Source organism: Vulcanimicrobium alpinum (assembly GCF_027923555.1).
Lineage (GTDB): Bacteria > Vulcanimicrobiota > Vulcanimicrobiia > Vulcanimicrobiales > Vulcanimicrobiaceae > Vulcanimicrobium > Vulcanimicrobium alpinum.
The window spans coordinates 580,787-600,639 of sequence record NZ_AP025523.1; the positions used below are offsets into that span (position 1 = coordinate 580,787).

Annotated in this window: 24 protein-coding genes; 7 read left to right on the forward strand and 17 right to left on the reverse strand. The window is 68.2% G+C overall.

Going from position 1 to position 19,853, the window contains the following annotated elements:
* The first annotated feature begins 202 nt into the window (after positions 1-202).
* A complete protein-coding gene (locus WPS_RS02880) occupies positions 203-454 on the forward strand; it encodes a hypothetical protein (RefSeq protein WP_317996356.1) in 252 nt (83 codons plus the stop codon).
* A gap of 21 nt (positions 455-475) precedes the next feature.
* Here the strand turns inward: WPS_RS02880 and WPS_RS02885 are convergent, their stop codons facing one another.
* Positions 476-1,114, reverse strand: coding sequence for a LuxR C-terminal-related transcriptional regulator (locus tag WPS_RS02885; RefSeq protein ID WP_317996357.1), 639 nt, complete (start codon positions 1,112-1,114; stop codon positions 476-478).
* A 221-nt stretch (positions 1,115-1,335) separates the two neighbouring features.
* Between WPS_RS02885 and WPS_RS02890 the strand changes: the two genes are divergently transcribed.
* A complete protein-coding gene (locus WPS_RS02890) occupies positions 1,336-2,553 on the forward strand; it encodes a 4-hydroxybenzoate 3-monooxygenase (RefSeq protein ID WP_317996358.1) in 1,218 nt (405 codons plus the stop codon).
* Positions 2,554-2,589: 36 nt separating this feature from the next.
* Here WPS_RS02890 and WPS_RS02895 read toward each other — a convergent pair whose 3' ends face one another.
* The gene (locus WPS_RS02895; RefSeq protein ID WP_405054922.1) at positions 2,590-4,125 is read right to left on the reverse strand and encodes a YifB family Mg chelatase-like AAA ATPase; all 1,536 of its coding nucleotides are present in this window, start codon (positions 4,123-4,125) and stop codon (positions 2,590-2,592) included.
* 337 nt (positions 4,126-4,462) lie between these two features.
* Here WPS_RS02895 and WPS_RS02900 point away from each other — a divergent pair, with 337 nt between their 5' ends.
* From WPS_RS02900 to WPS_RS02915, 4 genes are read left to right on the forward strand one after another with little or no spacing between them, the layout of a single operon-like run.
* Positions 4,463-5,428 (forward strand): substrate-binding domain-containing protein, encoded by a 966-nt coding sequence (locus WPS_RS02900; protein ID WP_317996360.1) that lies wholly within the window; start codon positions 4,463-4,465, stop codon positions 5,426-5,428.
* A gap of 3 nt (positions 5,429-5,431) precedes the next feature.
* A complete protein-coding gene (locus WPS_RS02905) occupies positions 5,432-6,973 on the forward strand; it encodes a sugar ABC transporter ATP-binding protein (RefSeq protein ID WP_317996361.1) in 1,542 nt (513 codons plus the stop codon).
* Positions 6,970-8,004, forward strand: coding sequence for an ABC transporter permease (locus tag WPS_RS02910; protein WP_317996362.1), 1,035 nt, complete (start codon positions 6,970-6,972; stop codon positions 8,002-8,004). Before WPS_RS02905 ends, WPS_RS02910 begins: the two co-directional genes overlap by 4 nt.
* A gap of 15 nt (positions 8,005-8,019) precedes the next feature.
* Positions 8,020-8,457, forward strand: coding sequence for a DUF5069 domain-containing protein (locus WPS_RS02915; RefSeq protein ID WP_317997483.1), 438 nt, complete (start codon positions 8,020-8,022; stop codon positions 8,455-8,457).
* A gap of 94 nt (positions 8,458-8,551) precedes the next feature.
* Here WPS_RS02915 and WPS_RS02920 read toward each other — a convergent pair whose 3' ends face one another.
* From WPS_RS02920 to trmD, 13 genes are all read right to left on the reverse strand, one after another.
* Positions 8,552-9,910 carry an MATE family efflux transporter gene (locus WPS_RS02920; RefSeq protein ID WP_317996363.1) on the reverse strand — a complete coding sequence of 453 codons (1,359 nt, stop codon included), beginning with the start codon at positions 9,908-9,910 and terminating at the stop codon, positions 8,552-8,554.
* Positions 9,907-10,527 (reverse strand): universal stress protein, encoded by a 621-nt coding sequence (locus WPS_RS02925; RefSeq protein WP_317996364.1) that lies wholly within the window; start codon positions 10,525-10,527, stop codon positions 9,907-9,909. Before WPS_RS02925 ends, WPS_RS02920 begins: the two co-directional genes overlap by 4 nt.
* Positions 10,524-10,742 (reverse strand): hypothetical protein, encoded by a 219-nt coding sequence (locus tag WPS_RS02930; protein ID WP_317996365.1) that lies wholly within the window; start codon positions 10,740-10,742, stop codon positions 10,524-10,526. The genes WPS_RS02925 and WPS_RS02930 overlap by 4 nt, the downstream gene beginning before the upstream one ends.
* The gene (locus WPS_RS02935) at positions 10,742-12,358 is read right to left on the reverse strand and encodes an APC family permease (RefSeq protein WP_317996366.1); all 1,617 of its coding nucleotides are present in this window, start codon (positions 12,356-12,358) and stop codon (positions 10,742-10,744) included. Before WPS_RS02935 ends, WPS_RS02930 begins: the two co-directional genes overlap by 1 nt.
* Positions 12,359-12,362: 4 nt before the next feature.
* Positions 12,363-12,542, reverse strand: a complete 180-nt coding sequence (locus WPS_RS02940; RefSeq protein ID WP_317996367.1) for a hypothetical protein — start codon at positions 12,540-12,542, stop codon at positions 12,363-12,365.
* The gene (locus WPS_RS02945; protein WP_317996368.1) at positions 12,539-13,444 is read right to left on the reverse strand and encodes a protein kinase domain-containing protein; all 906 of its coding nucleotides are present in this window, start codon (positions 13,442-13,444) and stop codon (positions 12,539-12,541) included. The genes WPS_RS02940 and WPS_RS02945 overlap by 4 nt, the downstream gene beginning before the upstream one ends.
* Positions 13,441-13,779, reverse strand: coding sequence for a YraN family protein (locus WPS_RS02950; protein WP_317996369.1), 339 nt, complete (start codon positions 13,777-13,779; stop codon positions 13,441-13,443). The genes WPS_RS02945 and WPS_RS02950 overlap by 4 nt, the downstream gene beginning before the upstream one ends.
* A complete protein-coding gene (locus tag WPS_RS02955) occupies positions 13,776-14,492 on the reverse strand; it encodes a ribonuclease HII (RefSeq protein ID WP_317996370.1) in 717 nt (238 codons plus the stop codon). The genes WPS_RS02950 and WPS_RS02955 overlap by 4 nt, the downstream gene beginning before the upstream one ends.
* Complete coding sequence (gene ylqF, locus WPS_RS02960; protein WP_317996371.1) at positions 14,489-15,301, reverse strand: ribosome biogenesis GTPase YlqF; 813 nt, start codon at positions 15,299-15,301, stop codon at positions 14,489-14,491. Before ylqF ends, WPS_RS02955 begins: the two co-directional genes overlap by 4 nt.
* Positions 15,302-15,305: 4 nt before the next feature.
* Positions 15,306-15,797 carry a signal peptidase I gene (lepB, locus tag WPS_RS02965; RefSeq protein WP_317996372.1) on the reverse strand — a complete coding sequence of 164 codons (492 nt, stop codon included), beginning with the start codon at positions 15,795-15,797 and terminating at the stop codon, positions 15,306-15,308.
* A gap of 53 nt (positions 15,798-15,850) precedes the next feature.
* A complete protein-coding gene (gene lepB, locus WPS_RS02970; protein ID WP_317996373.1) occupies positions 15,851-16,600 on the reverse strand; it encodes a signal peptidase I in 750 nt (249 codons plus the stop codon).
* A 13-nt stretch (positions 16,601-16,613) separates the two neighbouring features.
* Complete coding sequence (gene rplS, locus WPS_RS02975) at positions 16,614-16,976, reverse strand: 50S ribosomal protein L19 (protein WP_317996374.1); 363 nt, start codon at positions 16,974-16,976, stop codon at positions 16,614-16,616.
* 195 nt (positions 16,977-17,171) lie between these two features.
* The gene (trmD, locus tag WPS_RS02980; RefSeq protein ID WP_317996375.1) at positions 17,172-17,846 is read right to left on the reverse strand and encodes a tRNA (guanosine(37)-N1)-methyltransferase TrmD; all 675 of its coding nucleotides are present in this window, start codon (positions 17,844-17,846) and stop codon (positions 17,172-17,174) included.
* Between trmD and WPS_RS02985 the strand changes: the two genes are divergently transcribed.
* The gene (locus WPS_RS02985) at positions 17,847-18,308 is read left to right on the forward strand and encodes a tetratricopeptide repeat protein (RefSeq protein WP_317996376.1); all 462 of its coding nucleotides are present in this window, start codon (positions 17,847-17,849) and stop codon (positions 18,306-18,308) included. It begins immediately after the preceding gene.
* A gap of 9 nt (positions 18,309-18,317) precedes the next feature.
* Here the strand turns inward: WPS_RS02985 and WPS_RS02990 are convergent, their stop codons facing one another.
* Together WPS_RS02990 and WPS_RS02995 are read right to left on the reverse strand one after the other, a co-directional pair.
* Positions 18,318-19,250 carry an IS481 family transposase gene (locus tag WPS_RS02990; RefSeq protein ID WP_317997484.1) on the reverse strand — a complete coding sequence of 311 codons (933 nt, stop codon included), beginning with the start codon at positions 19,248-19,250 and terminating at the stop codon, positions 18,318-18,320.
* 249 nt (positions 19,251-19,499) lie between these two features.
* The gene (locus tag WPS_RS02995; RefSeq protein ID WP_317996377.1) at positions 19,500-19,799 is read right to left on the reverse strand and encodes a hypothetical protein; all 300 of its coding nucleotides are present in this window, start codon (positions 19,797-19,799) and stop codon (positions 19,500-19,502) included.
* Between the last annotated feature and the right edge of the window lie 54 nt (positions 19,800-19,853).

The window sequence follows — 19,853 nt, forward strand, 5'->3', positions numbered from 1 at the left end:
GAGGTCCTGATGGGCGTCGCGATGCTCACCGCCGCGGCCTTCCACGGCTCTACCTGCTCGCGCGCGGATCGTCGAAGATGGACGGATTTGCTCCGCGCGTCGCGCCGCGCGCGAACTGACCGCCGCCGTCAACGGTCCTTCCGGGGCCGCCCGCGAACCTACTCGGGCGGCCCGGCTGCGTCCGGGCGAAGGGGACGTCGTCATGGATTTCTTGGAGCAGTTCGATCGCGCGACGATCGAAGGGATCGAACCGATCGCGGAGTCGGACCAGTTCGCGATCTATCCGGTCGGTTCGGATACGTATCTGCTGGTGCAGCGTCACGGAGCGATGCCGTGGACCGCGCTGCGGCTCTCTGGCGACGGGATGTTCCGCGTCGGCTCCCTGCTCATCGACGCGATGCGCCATCTCTATCGCGACGTCGCGTCGAATCTCTCACCGAACCTGCGCCGCTGACCAGCGGCGTCCGCGATCCGCTCAGGCGATGCCGTTGCGGATCGCGTAGACGGCGGCTTGGGTGCGTGCGGTGACGCCGAGCTTCGAAAAGATCCGGCTGACGTGGTTCTTGACGGTCTTCTCCGAGAGGTAGAGCCGGCAGCCGATCTCTTTGTTCGAGAGGCCCACGCCGATGAGACGGATGATCTCGCTCTCGCGCAACGAGAGCTCGTCGTGCGCGGGCTGATCCGATTTGAGGCGCCGCAGCAGTCCGCCGGCGACGCGCGGATCGAAGTAGGTTTCGCCGCGCGCGACCGCCTTGCAGGCGCGGATGAGTTCGCCCGGCGAGACGTCTTTGGCGAGATACCCGTCGACGCCGCACGCGAGGCAGCGCTGCATCGAGATCTGCTGCGGGTGCGAGGTGAGGACGACGATGCGCGTCCCGGGCGACTGCGCCCGCGCGCGCTGGACGAGTTCGTCGAACTCGGCGGAGACGTCGTCGAAGTCGACGAGCAGCAGGTCGGGCTGGTGGACGCTGAGGCATCCTTCGTCGAGCGTGCGCGCGTCGCTGGCGACGTCAAGTTCGACGTCGCGCGCCAGCAGACCGCACAGCGCCTTGGCGATGATACTTTGGCTCTGGATGACCACGAGGCGGTATCGCCGCACGCCGGTGCCGTTCATGCAAAACTCCCTCGGATGATGGCTGGGAGCTTCATTGTGCCGAATCGAAATTACGACTCGCTTACGATCACCCCGAAAGTCCCTGAACGTCCCGGCCTTCGGACCCCGGCCCGCTTACGCGTGCGGGCCGGTGCGGAGGATCGTGTGCCGAGGCCCCCGCAAGCGTCGAACGGACCGATGAGCGATCACACGAGCGACCCACCCCTGCACGGCGCCGAACGATGAGCGCATCGGAGCGGACGCGCGTCGCGATTGTCGGCGCCGGGCCGGCCGGCCTGACGCTCGCGCATCTGCTGCATCGCGCCGGCATCGAGACGATCGTCCTTGAGTCGCGCAGCCGCGACTACATCGAAGGGCGCGTTCGCGCCGGCGTGCTCGAACATCAAACCGCGCAGCTGCTCTATGAGATCGGCGTCGGCGCCCGGATGCGGCGCGAGGGCTTGATCCATCGCGGCATAGAGCTGCAGTTCGGCGACACGCGTCACCGCATCGACTTCGAAGACCTCACGAACGGCAAGTCGGTGGTCGTCTACGGGCAGCAGGAAGTCGTCAAGGACCTCATCGCCGCGCGGCTCGCCGACGGTCTCGGGCTGCACTTTTCTTGCGAAGTCACGGCGATCGATCCGGAGACAGGTTCCGCCCCGGGCTCCCGCGTTCGCTACCGCGATGACGGCGGCGTTGAGCGCACGATCGAGGCGGATTTCATCGCCGGCTGCGACGGCTTTCACGGTCCGGCGCGCGCCGCAATCCCGGCCGCCGAGCTGAACGTGTACGACCACGTGTTTCCCTTCGCGTGGCTCGGCATTCTCGCGACATCGCCGCCGGTCTCCGAAGAGCTGATCTACGCCAACCACGAACGCGGCTTCGCGCTGATCTCGATGCGCTCGCGGACGGTCAGCCGGATCTACCTGCAGTGCGGCGTCGACGAAGATCCGGCGACCTGGCCGGACGACCGCATCTGGTCGGAACTGCGCCTGCGGCTCGCCGCCGGCGTCGGCAAGGAGATCGTCGAGGGGCCGATTTTCCAGAAGGGGATCACCCCGATGCGCAGCTACATCTGCGCGCCGATGCGGTACCGAAGGCTGTTTCTGGCCGGCGATGCGGCCCACATCGTTCCGCCGACCGGCGCGAAGGGGATGAACCTCGCAATCGCCGACGTGCGCGTTCTCGCCCGGGCGTTCGCGCGCTACTTTGCCGCCGGATCGATCGATCTTCTCGATGCGTATTCGGAGACGTGCCTCGACCGCATCTGGAAGACGCAGCGGTTCTCGGCGTTCATGACGCGGCTGCTGCACCGCTACGACACCTACGATCCATTCGAGCGGCGCTTGCAGCGCGCGGAGTTCGATTATCTCATCGGATCGCGCGCCGCCGCCGAAAGCCTCGCCGAGAACTACGTCGGGTTACCGTTCGCCGAGACTGCCGGCAGCGTCACGTAGCGGTGCAGCGCCCAAAGCCGGCTTTGCGCGAACGTGTTACGCGGCGTTCGCGCCGCGAACCGTTCCCGACCGATAGACCAGCGCTTCGGCGACGTGCGGCCGTGCGATCGTCTCGGAACCGGCGAGGTCGGCGATCGTCCGCGCGACGCGGGTGACGCGGTCGAACGCGCGGGCGCTGAGCGCGCCGCGCGTCACCGCCGCGTCGAGCAGGGCGAGCGCGTCGCCGTCGAGCGCACAGAAGCGCCGAACCGCCGCGGCCGGGATCGCGGCGTTCGTCTCGACCCCGAGTTCGGCGAATCGCCGCGTCTGCCGCGCGCGCGCCGCCTCGACGCGTGCGCGGATCACCGCGGAGCTCTCGCCGGCGCCGTCGCGGCCGGAGAGTTCGCCGAACGAGACGCGCGCCACCGTGACGCGCAAGTCGATGCGGTCGAGCAGCGGCCCGGAGAGTTTGCCGAGATACTTCTCCACCAGCGCGTCGTCGCAGCGGCAGTCGGCGTCGCGGTCGCCGCGGAACCCGCACGGACATGGATTCATCGATGCGACCAGCGTGAAACGCGCGGGGAACGCATGCGTGCCGGCGACGCGCGCGATCGTGACGGTTCCCTCTTCGAGCGGCTGACGCAGCACCTCGAGCGTCGCGCGCGGAAATTCGGCGAGCTCATCCAGATAGAGCACGCCGTGCTGCGCGAGCGAAATCTCTCCCGGTCGCGGGAACGCGCCGCCGCCGACCAGCGACGCGCGGCTCGCCGTATGATGCGGCGAGCGAAAGGGACGCTGCGAGACGACGCGCGGACGCGCGCCGAGCAGCCCGGCGATGCTGTAGATCTTGGTGACGTCGAGCGCTTCGCTTTTCGTCATCGCCGGCAAGATCGACGGAACGCGCCGCGCGAGCATCGTCTTCCCGCATCCCGGCGGCCCGACGAGCACGACATTGTGGCCGCCTGCGGCGGCGATCTCGAGCGCGCGCTTCGCGAGCGCCTGACCCCGCACGTCGGAGAAGTCGCCGACGTCGCGCGCCGCCGCGTCGAAGACCGTCGCGCCGCGGCGGCGGAACGCCGCGCCGTGACCGAGGACGACCGCGACCGCATCGGCCAGTGCCGGCACGGCGAAGACATCGATCCCGTCGACGAGCGCGGCTTCGTCGCGGTTGGCCTCCGGGACGATGATGTTCGCGAAGCCGGCGCGCTGCGCGGCGAGCGTCATCGCGAGCACGCCCGGCACCGCGCGCAGCGTGCCGTCGAGCGCGAGTTCGCCGCAGGCGACGAAGCCGCGCAGCGCGCCGCGCTCGATTTGATCGTCGTTCGCCAGCAGACCAAGTGCGATCGCGAGCTCGAACGCCACGCCCGATTTGCGCAGGTCGGCCGGCGCGAGGTTGACGACCAGCCGCCCCGGTGGAAACGCGAAGCCGGAATTCACGATCGCTGCCCGGACGCGTTCGCGCGACTCGCCCAGCGCGCGGTCGGCCATCCCGACCAGGGTCAGCGACGGGGTTCCGGCCGAAGCGTGCGTCTCGACCCGCACGACGTAGGCATCGATCCCCGCGATCGCGGCAGAATAAGCGAGAGCCAGCATCGCCGTGCGTTCACGCGCCGCGCCCGGCTCCGCTAGGGCGGGCGCGCCGGGAGGAAGGAAACGCGAATCCGTCTCCACACGGTACACAGCCGCGCGGCCGGGTACTGTGGATAACCGCTCGCCGACCTTGTCGCTGCGCGGTTTTTGCGCCGCGGGCTGCGGCCGCGTCGGCGAAAAAACGGATTCTGACGGGGTTGTCAAGTGCGCCGTGCGAGAATTGTCGGCCGCCTGGTCGCGGTCAATCTTCTTGCGAACGACTCTCAACTACTTGGCAATTCGGACGTCGATTCGCGCCCGCAGGGGTTCCGGAACCGGCCCCCGCATCCGGTTCGTCGGTATGAAGAAGCCTTTCGTTCTTGCGTGCACGCTCGGTCTGGCCCTCGGCGGCTGCACCCAGAGTACCGACACCTCCACGACCACCACGTCGACCGCTGCAAGCCCGAGCGCCGCGTCGTCCGGCGGCGGCAAGACCATCGGCTTCTCGGTCCAGAACCGCGAAGCGCACTTCTATCAGGACATGGAAGCCGGGATGAAGGCGCGGGCCGCAAAGTACGGCTACACGGTCAACGTCGTCGACGCCGCCCGCGACAACGCGAAACAGCAGAGCCAAGTCGAGGACTTCATCTCGCAGAAGGTCGCCGCGATCGTACTGACTCCGTACGACTCGCAGGCGATCGGGAGCGCGATCGTGGAGGCCAACAAGGCCGGGATCCCGGTCTTCACCGCCGACATCGCCAACGCGGCGAAAGACGGCAAGGTCGTCTCGCACATCGCGAGCGACAACGTGCAGGGCGGCGGACAGGCCGGCAAGTTGATGTGCGCAGGCCTCCCGGGCCACGTCGGCACGATCGCGATCATCGACGAGCCCGAGGTCACCTCGGTGCAGGACCGCGTCAAGGGCTTCAAAGCAGCGCTCAAGGCCAACTGCCCCAACGTCACCGTGGTCGCCGACATCGACGGCGGCGGTGAGCGCGCGAAGGCCTCCTCCGTGATGGACGACATCCTGCAGTCGCACAAAGACCTCAAGGGCGTCTTCGGAATCAACGACGACTCGGCGCTGGGCGCGTCCAAATCGGTCTCCGCCGCCGGGCTCTCGAGCAAGATCGTGATCGTCGGCTACGACGCGCAGCCCGAAGCGCAGACCGCGATCAAAAACGGCACGATGTACGGCGACGCGATCCAGCATCCCGATCAGATCGGCGCGAAGACGATCGACGCGATCCACGACTACTTCAACGGCAAGACGCCGCCCGCGAAGATCGCCGTCGACGTCGGCACGTTCACGAAAGCCGACGCCAAGTAGCGGATGACCGTCGCGCCTCCGGCTGCGCCGCTGCTGCGCATGACCGGGATCGCGAAAGCGTTTCCCGGCGTCAAGGCGCTCGACGGCGTCACCTTCGACGTGAACGCCGGCGAAGTGCATGCGCTCGTCGGTGAGAACGGCGCCGGCAAGTCGACGCTGATGAAGATCCTCGCCGGCGCGCAGCCGGCCGACGCGGGCGAGATCGTGATCGACGGCACCGTCGTCGCGATCGACGGGCCGAAGGCCGCCGAACGTTTGGGGATCGGGATGATCTATCAGGAGTTCAACCTGGTCCCCGACTTCGGCGTAGTCGAGAACATCGTGCTCGGCAACGAACCACGCCGCGGCGTGCTGCTCGATCGCGCGGCGGCGCACGAGCAGGCGACGCGCGTCCTCGCCGACTTGGGGATCGCATTGCCGCTCGACGTCCCGGCGCGCCGGCTCACCGTCGCGCAGCAGCAGCTCACCGAGATCGCGAAGGCGCTCGCGCGCCACGCGCGCCTCATCGTCATGGACGAACCGACCGCGGCGCTCACCGAACGCGAGATCGACGCGCTCTTCGGGCTGATCGGCAAGCTCAAAGCGCAGGGCGTTGCATTCGTCTACATCTCGCACCGCCTCGAAGAACTGCCGCGGATCGCCGACCGCATCACCGTCCTGCGCGACGGCAAAGCGATCGAGACGCGGCCGATCGCGCAGATGCCGCAGGACGAGATGATCCGTCTGATGGTCGGCCGCTCGCTCGAGGCGCACTTCCCCGAGGTGCCGCCGGTCGCGCCCGATGCGCGCGTCGTGCTCGACGTGAAGGGACTCTCCGCACACGGCAGCGTTCCCGTGCACGACGTGACGTTCTCCGTGCGCGCGGGCGAGGTCGTCGGACTCGCCGGGCTCGTCGGCGCCGGGCGCACCGACATCGTGCGCGCGATCGCCGGCGCCGACATCCCCACCAGCGGCGAGATCGCGGTCGAAGGGAAGCGCGTGATCGTGCGCTCGCCGCACGACGCGATCGCCGCCGGGATCGCGCTGATCACCGAAGACCGCAAGGCACAGGGCCTGGTGCTCGGGATGAGCGTGCGCGAGAACACGACGCTCGCGAGCCTCAAGCGCTTCGTCCGCGGCGCGTTCGTCGACCGCTCCGTCGAAACGGCGACGACGAACGAGGAGATCGCCGAGCTGCGCATCCGCACGCCGTCGAGCGAACAGATCGTGCGCAACCTCTCCGGCGGGAACCAGCAGAAGGTCGTGCTCGCGAAGTGGCTGGTCGACCGCGCGCACGTGTTCCTCTTCGACGAGCCGACGCGCGGGATCGACGTCGGCGCCAAGGCGGAGATCTACGCGTTGATGGTGGAGCTGCTGCAGCGTGGTGCAGCGATCGTGATGGTGTCGAGCGAACTTCCCGAAGTGCTCGGCATGTCGCATCGCGTCCTCGTCGTGCGCGGCGGCCGGATCCAGGCCGAACTCGCGCGCGGCGAAGCGACCTCGGAAAACGTGATCGCCGCCGCGGCGGCCGTGAAGGCGGCCCCGGCGAAGGCTGCGCCGGAATGACCGACGTCAAGGCGGTGATGGACGCGCGCGCCGGCGACGCCGTCGCGAAGAAACGCCGCGAAGCGACCCTGCGCAACGGCGGCCTCGCGATCGGGTTCGTCGTGCTGGTCTTCGCGGTCAACGCGCTCACGCACGGCGCGTTCCTCACGGCGGGCAACCTCACCAACGTTCTGCGCCAGATCACCGTCAACGCGATTATGGCCGTCGGGCAGACGTTCGTGATCATCACCGCCGGGATCGATCTCTCGGTCGGCTCGATCGTCGGCCTGGGCGGTGTCGTCGCCGCGCTGACGGCGAACGCGCTGCATCTCCCCGCGCCGCTCGCGTTCGTCGTGACCCTGCTCGCCGCGCTCGCGGTGGGGAGCGCGGCCGGCTGGATCAACGCGCTGCCGGTGGTGAAGCTCGGCCTGCCGCCCTTCATCACGACGCTCGCGATGATGCAGGTCGCACGCGGCCTCGCGTACATCCTCGCCCACGGCCAGCCGATCCCGCTCAACGACAGCGATCCGTTCACGTGGCTGGGGACGGGGACATTTTTCAGCGTGCCCGGCTTCACGGGGATCCCGTACCAAGTCGTCGTGATGCTGATCGTCGTGTTCGCGTTCGCGCTCTTGCTGGGCCGCACGGTCTTCGGGCGCTACGTGCTGGCGCTGGGCGGCAACGAGGAAGCGGCGCGGCTCGCCGGCGTCAACACGTCGCGGATGAAGACGCTGGTCTACGTGATCTCGGGCGGACTCTCCGCGCTCGCCGGGCTCGTGCTCATGTCGCGCTTCGCGTCGGGCGGTCCGCAGACCGGGACCGGTTACGAACTGCAGGCGATCGCGGCGGTCGTCGTCGGCGGCACCTCGCTGATGGGCGGGCGCGGGACGATCGTCGGAACGTTCTTCGGCGCGCTGCTGATCGGCGTGCTCAACAACGTGATGAACCTGCTCAACATCGAGTCGTACACGCAGATGATCGTGCTCGGCATCGTCATCCTGCTCGCGCTGGTCCTCGACGCGCTGCGCAAGCGCTGGGTCGCATCGCACTGACGAAGGGAGCCCGTCATCGAACCGCTCGATCTCACCACACAGCCGCCGCGGCCGCCGCGCGCGGTGCTCTGCGGCGTGTACTTTCTGCCGCGCACGATCGACAAGCTGCGCGCCGAACTGCCGGGCGGCGTGATGGGGCCGTATCTCAACCACGACACCGGTTTCAGCGCTTGGGTCGTGCGCAAGCTCGGCCTCGACATGAACGAGTTCCGCGACGCGGTCGCCCGCGCGGCGACCGAGGACGACGTCGTCGCGTGGCTCGCCCAGCGAATTCCGGCCGGCGCCGGCGAGAGCATCAACGCGAAGTTCGAGACGTTCCTCGCTTCGCGGATGTCGCCCGCAGACCAGCAGCTCGTGCGCGAGCGGCATCCGGTGATGGCCGAACGCCCCGATCTCGACCGCATCCTCGACATCCTCGAAGCCGAAGACGCACGAGCCTTCGCGTCCCGCTGATGTCATGCTGAGCTCGTCGAAGCGCAGCCCCTGACGCGCGCGAAGGAAACGCGCCGCTTTCGGCCGCCCTTCGACAAGCTCAGGGTGACGGGGTTTAGTGCGTCGGGATGCAGCGGCGTTCCCAATCGCCGTTGCGCAGGCGCAGGGCGGTCACCGTGTCGCGGAAGACCCAGCTCGTCGCCCAGCCGAGCGGCACGGCCCAGAGCCCGAGGTGGAGCGTCACGATCCCGAGCGCGATCCCGCCGATCGCGATCGCGGTGGTGACGATCCCCATCACCATCACGAAACGCGCATCGCCCGACGCGCGGATCGGCGCCAGCATCGTCATCGCGAACCCTTTGAGCGGGAGCGTCACGCCGGCTTGAACGGCGAGCGGAAGCGCCGCGATCGTCGCGAGACCGGCATTGAGCGTGCAGATCGCCGCGAGCGGCCACGACAACACCGCGACGGCGACACCGGCGATGGTGCACACGATCATCCCGATCCGCAGCGACTCGCGGCGGAACGCCTTTGCTCCGGCGTAATCGCGCGCGCCGATCCGCTGTCCGACGATCACCTCGCAGGCGTCGCCGAGCGAGCCCGGGATCGCCCACGTCGCGTCGTTCACCAGCGAGAGCGCGCGAAACGCGGCGACCGTCTCCGCTCCCGCCGGCGCGAGCAACGCGATCGTCACCGGCTCGGGGAGAATCTGCAGGGTGAGAAAAACGAACTCCGGCCAGCTCAGCGACGCGGTCTGGCGGACGAGCGCGGCGTCGATCCGCCAGGAGGAGAAGACGCGCAGCTCCGGCCGCCGCGTCGTCGCGTACACGACGTAACCGAGGCCCACGAATTCCGCGATCAGCGACGAGATGCCGGCACCCGTCAAACCGAGCGGATGATGCGTGCCCAGACCCAGTGCGAGGACGAGCAGCAGCGGGATGTGCACGGCATTGATCGCGATCAGCAACCGCAAGGTGGGGCGCGTATCGCCGGCGGTCGCGAACGCGATGACGAGTTGTCCGCTGATCGCCATCGGGACGAGGCACCAGTACCGCAGCGCGAGATAACGCGCCGACGCGTCGACCGGCGCGCCCACGGGGAGGATCGCGTGCATCAGCGGGTTCGCGCCGACGCTGAACGCCAGCGCGAGGGCGATCGCGATCCCGAGCGGCGCGATCGCGGACGAACGCACGATCGTGCCGAACCGATCGCCGCGTCCGGCGCCGATCGCCTGCGCCCCGATGATGCGCAGGCCGCTGCCGAACGCGAACAGCCCGATCCCGAAGACGAGAAACACCGCGGTTGCGCCGGTGATGCCGGCGAGCGCCGCGGTGCCGAGCGAGCCGATCGCGATCGTGTCGACGATCCCCAGGAGCTGATCGCTCAGGAGTGCCAGCGCGTTGGGCACGGCGAGGCGACGGATCGCCGCACCGGCGTCGCGGTGCTCGATCGCCGCGATGAGCGGCGCGTTCACCCCGCGCCGTTGCGGCGCGCGGCTGCCGGCGGGCGTTCGAGCGTCAGCATCCGGCCGTGCGGGCCCGGGACGCCGATGAGGACGTCGCACTGCGCGCTCGACGCGATCGACTCGATCGCGCGCCCGAGCGGCGCGCCGGTGTATTTTCCCTCGCGGTACGAGCCGAGCATGATGAGGTTGGCGCTTTCGCGTTTGGCGAGATCGACGACCGCCGTGCTCACCTGCCGCGCGTGGATCACGTCGGTGCGAATCGTGACGCCGCCGTGCTGCGCGATCGCCTCCGCGGTCGCCAGCGCCTCGATCGCGCGCCGGTCTTCCTGCGGCATCTGTGCGCCCTGCGGCAAGATCAGCGGGACTTCGACGATGTACACGGCGAGCAGCTCGGCGCGTTCGCGTCGCGCCAGCCGCGCGGCGAGCACCATCATGTGCTCCGAGTGGATGTCTTCGGAGAACACGACGATGATGCTGCCGGCCATCTCCTCGAGCGCCGCTTCGGCGCGCTCGGCGACGATATCGGCGGGCGCCGGCGGCGGATGGAGCATCCAGTAAATCGTCGCCCCGATCAGGGCGACGATCACCAGCGCGATCAGCACGCCGAGCGGGTGGATCGCAATCATCGGCCGGCGCCGTTCTCCCGGCGATAGCGCTGGTACTGCACGAGCCGCGCGATCCCGAGGCCGATCATCGCGACGGCGAGCAGGGCGCCGAGCACCTTGCTCCCGGCCGGCGCCGCGGCAGTCGCGACGCGCCAGAGCGTGACGCCGCCGAGCACGACGAAGCCCAGGCCGAACACGGCACGATAGCGGTACACGAGGGTTCGGTCGACCCGCATCAGGGTGCCTTCGCGACGCCGGGCGCCTTCCCGCGTGCGCGCAGCTTCTCGATCAGCTCGTCCATCAGTTCGAGCTCGCCGGCTTCCTTCAAGATCGTGATCTGCTGCGTTTCCCAGTCGATCGGACGAGAATCCCACAGCGGGAGCGCCTTGCGCCGGCGGTAGATCAGATAGCCGATGATGCCGCAGCCCAGCCACAGCGGTCCGGCGACGCGGCCGATCGGGTGGGTGAGCATCGTGAAGATCAGGATCGAGAAGATCCCGAGAAAGCCGATCACGCCGACGACCGGAAAGAGCGCGCGTTCACCGCGGAACGTCAGAGGGATGTTGATCGGGATCCGAAACTTGCGCGGACTCAGCGGGTCCTTCAGCCGCAGCGCGATCAGCGCGACGAAGACGAACGAGTAGCTCGTCGCCGCACCGAACGCGTAGAGGTCGGCAAGCACGTCGAGCCCCGCCTCGCCGTGAAAGAAGCGCGTGTAGACGGCGTCGGCACCGGGATCGAGCGACGGGAGCGCCGCGAAGACCAGCACGGCCAGCGCGACGCCGCAGAAGACGACGATCGAGACGGCCGGGGTGCGGTAGCGCGGGTGGACGCGTTCGAACACCGACGGCAGCAGCTGCGAGCGGCTCATCGCGTACGCGATCCGCGACGCACCGAACACGCCGGAGTTCGAGGAGATCAGCAGCAGCACCGCGCCCAGGATCGGGACGTAGAGCGCCGCGAGTTTCCCGAAATATGGAACGTTCGCTGCCAGCACGGCGACCGCCGAACCCTGGTTCGCGGTGCTGCCCAAAAATTGGAAGAACGTCTGTGCGTGGCCGTGCGCGTCCGGCGGGACGGGGTTGGCGGGGATCATCCCCAGCGCCAAGTTCGCGTACGCGAGCGCGTAGACCAGGATCGTTAGGATCAGGGCGATCGAGGTGCGCGGGATGATCGACGCCGGACGCTGCGTCTCTTGCGCCGCCTGCGAGATCGACTCGAGTCCCACGAACGAGATGATCGCCAGCGAGACGCCGAGCAGCAGATGGTCGTTTGTCGGCCAGTACAACGTCATCGCGTGGACGAGCAGATCGGGATTGAACGCGAAGAGGAAGCCGAAGAAGAGGATCGACGTCTCGCTCACGACGTCGAGCGCCGAGACGATCCCGTTGAACGTCGTCGATTCGCGAACGCCGACGAGGTTGAGCAGACACAGCCCTGCGATCAGCGCGAACGCGGCGCTGAAATGCACCCACGGATGGTGCGTCAGCGCGAGAAACGGGACGAGCTGCCCGAGATAGTCGACGCACGACCAGGCGAAGAGCGTGATGTCGATCGTGAAGTCGAGCAGAACCGCCCAGCCCGCGATGAAGCCGAAAACGTCGCCGAGCCCGCGCATGACAAAATACTGCCCGCCGCCCGCGACGGGATAGGTCGCCGCGAGTTCGGTGTACGCGAGGCCGATGCAGACGTACACGATCCCGGCGAAGAGAAACGCGACGTTCGACGCGCCGGCGGCGGCGCCGAGCACGAGGCCCAGGCCGACGAAGATGTCGGCACCGACGTCGCTGTAGCCCCACGAGAACGAGCCCCAGGGCGTGACGGCACGCCGGAGTTCCGGCTTGGACGGCATGGAATCAGCGCGTCCGGGTCAGGACACGCTGGAGGGCATACAGCAGACGTTCGCCGTCGGCGAGTTCGGCGAACATGCTGCGTCCGCGAAAGCTCGGCAGCGCTTCGGTGAGCACGTCGACGGCGCCGGTGAGCTCGCGCCGGTCGTACACGTCGCTCTCGGAATATTTCTGCAGCACCGTCACGCGGAACTCGATCGCCTCTTCGCCGCTTCGAGATCGTTCCGTGCCTCGGTCAACGCGCGCGGCGGCGCCGTGCCGGTTGCCGACGGCATCAGCAAAGCGCGCAGGTCGCTCGCGACGGCGCTCGCCGACTCGTAGCGCCGGGCAGGCTCTTTTTCAAGCAGCTTCATGATGATGCGTTCGACCTGCACCGGGACCGAAGGCTCCACGGCGTGCGGCAGCAGCGGCGGCTCGTTGACGTGCCCGAAAATTACCGCGACCAGATCGTCATTCTCGCGCTTGAACGGGTGGATTCCGGTGAACGTCTCGTAGAGCATCACGCCCACCGAGTACAGGTCGCTGCGCGCGTCTGCGGGTTTGCCCAGGAAACGCTCGGGCGGCAGGTACGCGATCGTCCCGACGATCTCGCCCGCGTTTGACACGCTCGAGATGTCGCTCGCACGACGGGCCAGGCCGAAGTCCATCAGCTTGACGGCGCCGTTCGGGAGGATCATGACGTTCGCCGGCTTGAGGTCGCGGTGGATCACGCCGCTTTCGTGCGCGTACGCGAGCGCTTCGAGCACTTCGATGTAGATCTCGATCGTTTCGTGCACGCACCGTTCTTGCGCACGGACCGTCCCAAGAGTGTGTCCCTCCACGAGCTCCATCACGATGAAGGGTAACTCGTCGCTGCGTCCGGCGTCGTAGACGGCAACGATGTTGCGATGATTGAGCCGTGCCATCGAGCGAGCTTCGCGGAGAAAGCGATCGCTTGCGCCCTCGTCACGGGAGGCGAGGACTTTGACGGCGACCGTACGCTCGAGCATCACGTCGGTGCCTCGGTAGACGTCGGCCATGCCGCCGCGTCCGATCGGCGTGTCGACGCGGTACCGGCCGGCCAGGGTGCGTCCGGTGAGCCCGGTCATGCGAACGCGTCCCGATGGAGCGCGGCGCGGCCGCGGTCGAACGTGACGACGTCGAAGCGCGCCCGCGCGCGCGGGGCGGCGATCTGCAGCCAGTCGGCGGCGAGCGCGCGCAGCGTCGTGCGCTTGCGGGCGTCGACCGCGCCGAGAGCGCTGCCGAAGGACGTGCCGGCGCGCGCTTTCACCTCGACGAAGACGATCGTGTCGCCGTCGCGTGCGATGACGTCGATCTCGCCGCCGGGGAGGCGCACGTTGCGCGCGACGATGCGGTAGCCGTGCGACTCCAGCAAGGCGACGGCGGCATCCTCGCCGGCGCGTCCGCGCTCGGCGCGATTCACGTCGCGGGTGCCTCACCGTCGAACGCTTCCAGTCCGGGGAGCAGGTCCATCGCGGCGCGCACGCGCCAGAACGCGCGCCGGTGCTCGCGGCACGGTCCGTGCTGCTGCAGCGCGGCGATGTGCTGCGGCGTCGCGTACCCCTTATGCTCGGCGAATCCGTAGTGCGGAAAGCGCGCATGCAGGTCGACGAGCAACGCGTCGCGATGGACTTTCGCCAGAATCGAGGCGGCCGCCACGGTCGCGCACTTCGCGTCGCCCTTAATCACCGGCTCTTGCGGCGCAGCCCACGACTTGATGCGCACGGCGTCGGTCAGCAGATAGTCGGGCGGTATCGCGAGCGCGGCGAGCGCGCGTTCCATCGCGAGGATGCTCGCCCAGTAGATGTTGAGCCGGTCGATCTCTTCGACGCTGGCTTCGCCGACCGCCCAGGCGACCGCGGACGCTTTGATCTCGACGGCCAGCGCTGCGCGCAATTCGGGGAGGACCTGTTTGGAATCGTTCAGCCCGCGCAGACGCAGCGGACCGTCGACGACGACGCACGCGGCGACAACAGGGCCGGCGAGCGGCCCGCGGCCCACTTCGTCGATCCCGCCGATAAGCCGATGACCGGCGGCGTGCGCGCGCTCCTCGAACCGGTGCAGGCGGTCGAGCCGGCGGCGTTCGCGCTGCACGGCGTTGCGCTTTTTGCGGCGCGCCGTCTCGGCGAGCGTCACGCCGCCGCCTCCGGACGTTCGAACGTGATGCGGCCGAACTTCCCCTCGCCGACATCTTTCAGATAGGCGCCGGCGGCGTTGTGCAGATCGACGTCGCCGCCGCGCCGCGCAAATCCGCGCGCGCGCGCGAACGTCTCGAGATCGGGAACGTGCGCCGCTCCGTGCGCGTGCGACCACGCGACGAAGTGCGCGATGACGTCTTCGGCGTCGAAGCGTTCGCGCGGCAGGGCGCCGGTGAGGGCGAGCTGCCATTGCGCGTCAGGCGTGGCGATCTTCGGAACCAAGATTCCCGGTGAATCCATGACTTCGAGTGTCGGGCGAATTCGGAACCACTGCAGGGAGCGGGTGACTCCGGCTTTGTCTTCGGCTTTCGCCGCCGTGCGGCGCAGCAATCCGTTGATGATCGAGGATTTGCCCGTGTTCGGGATGCCGACCACCATCGCCCGCGTCGTCCCGCCGCCCGGCGCGATTTCGTCGAGCGCGGCCGCGACCCGCTTGACCGACGTCTGATCTTTGCCGTTGACCGCCACGGCGGTGCGGCCGTTCCGGGCGTACCACGCTAGCCATTCCCGCGTCGCGTGCGGATCGGCAAGGTCGTCGCAGGTGAGCACGACGATGCGCTTCTTCGCCGCCGCGAGCCGATCGAGCCCGGGGTTGGAACTGGCGCGCGGCAGCCGCGCGTCGACGACCTCGATGACGACGTCGACGACCGCAAGCCGTTCGCCGAGCTTGCGCATCGCCTGCGCCATGTGACCCGGATACCACTGGATCTCCGGCCGCTGGAGGCTCGGTCCTCCGCCTTTCGCCACGCGGTCAGATGCGGCGCGGCGGCCAGATGCCGACGAGCGCCTTGCCGACGATATCGTGCTGCGGCAGGACGCCCCAACTGCGCGAGTCGTCGCTGTCGGCGCGATTGTCGCCCAGCACGTAGTAGGCTCCGGCCGGGACCGTCACCGCCGGGGCGCTGCGCCGGTCCGGGAACTGCACGTAGGGCTCGGCCAGCGCGCGCCCGTTCACCGAGACGACGCCGCGGTCGACGCGGACCTGCTCGCCGGGGAGCGCGACGACGCGCTTGATGTACGTCTCGGGGGTCGGCGTGTCGTGGCGGAACGCCACGACGTCGCCGCGCTGCACCGTGCCGAAGCGATACGCGAGCGTGTTGATCAAGACGAACTCGCCGGCGTGGACGCGCGGCTCCATCGAGAGCCCGTCGACTTGCGGCGTGCGGACGAAGAACGCCGCCGCGATCGCCGCCAACACCACGACCTGCGCAGAAAGCGAGACGAACGTCCGCGCCCGTGTCACGTCGCGGGAACTTCCACCCTCGTCGCGCCGCGCCTCCGTGCGCGCGGCATGCGTCAGTGAAGGATGCGGATGCGGTTGAAGGGCCAGAACAGCAGGAAGGCGTGTCCGGTGAACGATGCCTTCTGCCCCGCGCGCTCGCCGCTCGCGAACGTCCCGCCGGTCTGCGCGAATCCCCACGCATGCGAGTCTTCGGAGTTGGTGCGGTTGTCGCCGAACATCAGATAGCACCCGTCGGGGATCCGGTCGGGCGCCTGCCATTTCTCGCGCGGCGGGACGTTCGCAACGTGCGGGTCGAGCTTGAACCCGTCAACGTAGATCCCGTAGTCCTTGACCTCGAGCTCGTACGTCGGCTTCTCGGCGATGTACGGTTCGTTCATCGCGACGCCGTTGCGGTAGACGACGCCCTGGTGCACGCGGATGCGGTCGCCGGGGAGCCCGATCGCACGCTTGATGAAATCGTTGGGGCTCACGACGGGGGGCGGGAAAACGACGATGTCGCCTTCGTGTGGCTTGCTGAAGCGGTATTCGAACTCGTTCACCAGCAGCACGTCGTGGATCTGCAGCGTCGGTTCCATCGATCCGCTCGGGATGAAGAACGTCCGCACGACGAACGTGATCAGGAACAGCGCGACCAGCCCCGCGACGATGAACGCGTCGAGATATTCGCGCACCACCGTGATGGTGGAGGAGCGCGCCGTCGTCTCGGCCGGGCCGCCGGCGGTCACGCGCTGCGGGACGAAACTGATCGCGACGCGGACGATCGCGAAGACCGCGATGAGGCCGAGCAGTTCGAGCGGGGTCACGCCTGAGGCCGCGTTATTTCGCGGTCTTGCGGTCTACCTTGCGTTCCTTGATGCGCGCGGCCTTGCCGACTTTCTCGCTCAAGTAGTACAGGCGGGAGCGGCGGACGATGCCGCGCTTGGAGACTTCGATGCGGTCGACGCGCGGGCTGTGCACGAGGAACGACCGTTCGACACCGACACCGTGCGCGACGCGGCGCACCGTGATCGTCTCACCGAGGCCGCCGCCCTTGCGGACCGTCACGATGCCCTCGAACATCTGAATGCGTTCTTTGCCGCCTTCGACGACCTTCGAGTAGACTTTGACGGTGTCGCCCGGACGGAACTCGGGGACGTTCGGCTTTTCCTGTTCCTTCTGGATCAGGTCGAGTACGTTCATGACAGCTCTCTACTAACGCAAAACGCCGCACGGGGGCGCGCAGGCAACCCCGGGATTGTACCACGGTGCCGCCAGCCCGTCAAAGCCCGCAAGCGTGCTTGTCGGGACTCGATGGCGACGGCCCGTTTCCAACAACATCGAGGACTCACCGCAAGGTAAGGGAGCGGTCGCTCTCCCAATGCGAACGGGTGCCGGCTAACGTGCGCGGCGTGCGGCGCGCGCACGTGACTGCTGGCGGCGCCACTCCGCGATCTTCGCGTGGTCGCCGCCGAGCAGCACCGCCGGGACGTCGATGCCGCGGAAGGTCGGCGGACGCGTGTACGCAGGATGGTCGAGCCCGTTGCCGCCCCACGACTCCGAGGCGGCCGATGCGGCGTCGATCGCGCCCGGGACGAGCCGCACCGTCGCGTCGAGAAACGCCATCGCCGCGATCTCGCCGCCGGTGAGAACGAACTCGCCCAGCGAGATTTCCTCGATCGGGTAGAGTGCGCCGAGACGTTCGTCGACGCCCTCGTAATGGCCGCAAATCACGACGAGGCGGTCGAGCGCGCTCCACACGGCGGCGTCGGCTTGCGTGAAGAGCGGGCCGCTCGCCGAGGTCAGCACGATTCGGCGCCGTTCGTCCGCCGGCGCCGCGGCGATGATGCGGTCGAGCGTGCGCGCGAGCGGCTCGATCCGCAGCACCATTCCCGGTCCGCCGCCGTACGGCCGTTCGTCGGCACGTTCGTTCTGCTCGAGCGCGTCGAGGAGATGGTGGGTGCGCACCTCGACCAGCCCGCGCTCGACGGCGCGGCCGACGATCGAGAGGCCGATCACGGGGGCGAACATCTCCGGGAAGAGCGAGACCAGGTCGACGTGCAAGACTCCCACGTGGCGTTGTTCGACCGGCTGCGCGGTCTGCTCCCCGGCCGCGAGGCCGGCCCGCTGGACCTTGGGACGCGCCTGATCCAACGGGACCGGCTCGACGAGGCGGCGGCGGCGTTCGCCGAGGCGCTCGCTGCCGCGGAACGCCCATCCGATGTCGCGCGCGCGCGCAACAAGCTCGCGATCGTCGCGATCCGGCGCGGCGACCGCGAGACGGCGATCGCGGAATTGATCGCCGCGGCGGAAGCCGACCCGCGTTCGCCCGCCGCGATCACCACCCTCGGAAACCTCCTGCTCGAAGACGGCGCGATCGACGAAGCGATCATCCACTACGAGTACGCGATCATGGTCGACGTCGACTACGCACCGGCGTACCACAACTTCGGCGTCGCCCTGCACCGCAGCGGCCGCAAGCGCGAAGCGGTGCGGATGCTGCGGAAGGCGACGCGGCTCGAAGGCCGCCGCTAGATGTCGAGACTACGCGCCTCGTTTACGGGCCGCGGCCCAACGTGAGGCGGGGGTCTCGTAGTTGATGGCCGTGTGCCGGCGGTCCTCGTTGTAGTACCGGAGCCACGCCGGGAGGGCGTCTCGGCGCTCGTCGCTGGTGCGATAAGCGACCGCGTACGCCCACTCGCGCAGCATGGTCTGGATGAAGCGCTCCGCTTTGCCGTTCCAACGCGGCGTGTAGGGCGGCGTGAAAATGTGTCGCGCACCGATCGACCTCATCATTGACTCGAACGCGTTCGAGCTGAACACTTTGCCGTTGTCAGTCATGACTCGTTCGATTCGCACGCCGCGACGAGCGTAAAGAATCGCGAGCCGCCGCAAGAAGTCTGCGGCCGAGGTCGCGTCTTCCCGCGTGTATACGCGTGTTTCAGTCCGGCGGCTGGCATCGTCGACCGCGACAAAGATGACGTCGTAGCCGACGTGCCTGGAGCACTTCGTGCGATCGCCGTGGATGCGGTGCCCCACGCGCTCAAATCGTGCGATCTTCTTGATGTCAATGTGAACGAGCTCGCCGGGTCGGCGATACTCATAACGCTGCGTAAAGCGGGCCGGCTCGAGGTCGCGCAGACGCGCGATGTTGAGCCGCTTGAGTACCTTGATGACCGTCGAGCGCGCCATCGACAGTGCTTCGGCGATTTGCCAACCGAGTAGCCGGCGAGTGCGGCGAAGCCGGTCGATCTGCCGTTCAACCGCCTTTCGGACGCGCGTCGGAAAGCGAATTGCAACGGGTCGCCGATCACGCAGACCAGACTCTCCGGCCTGCGCAAAGCGGGCAAGCCACTTGTACACCGTCGGCCGGCTGATCTTGAAGCGCCGAGCCACCGCGGCAACGGCCTCACCGGCCTGAACCAAAGCGACAATTTCCCGCCGGATAAGGGGCGTTGTGCGGGCCTGAGGGTGCATAATCACAGGGCTGTCCTCCGGAGAAGTAGGCCTCGAACACCCACCTCTTCGGGGTCAGTCCCTGTAAACGATGCGCGTGGTCTCTACAGCTAGATCGCGGTCGTGCCGATCGCGTCGGCGTTGTGATGTCCTCGAGCTACTCGAAGAGCGGCGGCAGCGTGATCTTCTCGAGCGCGCTGCGTTCCTTAGCTGCCGCAAGCGCGAAGCGGTGCGGATGCTGCGGAAGGCGACGCGGCTCGAAGGCCGCCGCTAGATCGCGGTCGTGCCGATCGCGTCGGCGTTGGTGATGTCTTCGAGGTACTCGAAGAGCTGCGGCAGCGTGATCTTCTCGAGCGCGCTGCGCTCCTTGATCCCGTCGCCGTCCTCGCCTTCATCGCGCAGGTAGCAGCGCGATTCGACGCCGCCCGCGCCTTCGCTCAGGAACGAGACGGCAAAGCCTTTGCCCAGCGTGTCGTCGTAGATCCGCATCGCCGCCGGGTTGAGGATCTCGATCGAATGCGACGGGTTGTTGGCGTCGAAGATCGTGATCGTCAGGTAATCGCGGTTCACGATTTCGATCGAGCCGACCACGAAGGTGTTTTTGGCAGAGAAAAACTCGTGCCC

Excerpts from the sequence above, each read along its gene's own strand:
- WPS_RS02905 (WP_317996361.1), top strand. The coding sequence starts at position 5,432 with ATGACCGTCGCGCCTCCGGCTGCGCCGCTGCTGCGCATGACCGGGATC.
- WPS_RS02910 (WP_317996362.1), top strand. The coding sequence starts at position 6,970 with ATGACCGACGTCAAGGCGGTGATGGACGCGCGCGCCGGCGACGCCGTC.
- WPS_RS02925 (WP_317996364.1), bottom strand. The coding sequence starts at position 10,527 with ATGATTGCGATCCACCCGCTCGGCGTGCTGATCGCGCTGGTGATCGTC.
- WPS_RS02885 (WP_317996357.1), bottom strand. The coding sequence starts at position 1,114 with ATGAACGGCACCGGCGTGCGGCGATACCGCCTCGTGGTCATCCAGAGC.
- WPS_RS02900 (WP_317996360.1), top strand. The coding sequence starts at position 4,463 with ATGAAGAAGCCTTTCGTTCTTGCGTGCACGCTCGGTCTGGCCCTCGGC.
- WPS_RS02890 (WP_317996358.1), top strand. The coding sequence starts at position 1,336 with ATGAGCGCATCGGAGCGGACGCGCGTCGCGATTGTCGGCGCCGGGCCG.
- WPS_RS02930 (WP_317996365.1), bottom strand. The coding sequence starts at position 10,742 with ATGCGGGTCGACCGAACCCTCGTGTACCGCTATCGTGCCGTGTTCGGC.
- WPS_RS02880 (WP_317996356.1), top strand. The coding sequence starts at position 203 with ATGGATTTCTTGGAGCAGTTCGATCGCGCGACGATCGAAGGGATCGAA.
- rplS (WP_317996374.1), bottom strand. The coding sequence starts at position 16,976 with ATGAACGTACTCGACCTGATCCAGAAGGAACAGGAAAAGCCGAACGTC.
- WPS_RS02990 (WP_317997484.1), bottom strand. The coding sequence starts at position 19,250 with ATGCACCCTCAGGCCCGCACAACGCCCCTTATCCGGCGGGAAATTGTC.
- WPS_RS02945 (WP_317996368.1), bottom strand. The coding sequence starts at position 13,444 with ATGACCGGGCTCACCGGACGCACCCTGGCCGGCCGGTACCGCGTCGAC.
- WPS_RS02935 (WP_317996366.1), bottom strand. The coding sequence starts at position 12,358 with ATGCCGTCCAAGCCGGAACTCCGGCGTGCCGTCACGCCCTGGGGCTCG.
- WPS_RS02895 (WP_405054922.1), bottom strand. The coding sequence starts at position 4,125 with ATGCTGGCTCTCGCTTATTCTGCCGCGATCGCGGGGATCGATGCCTAC.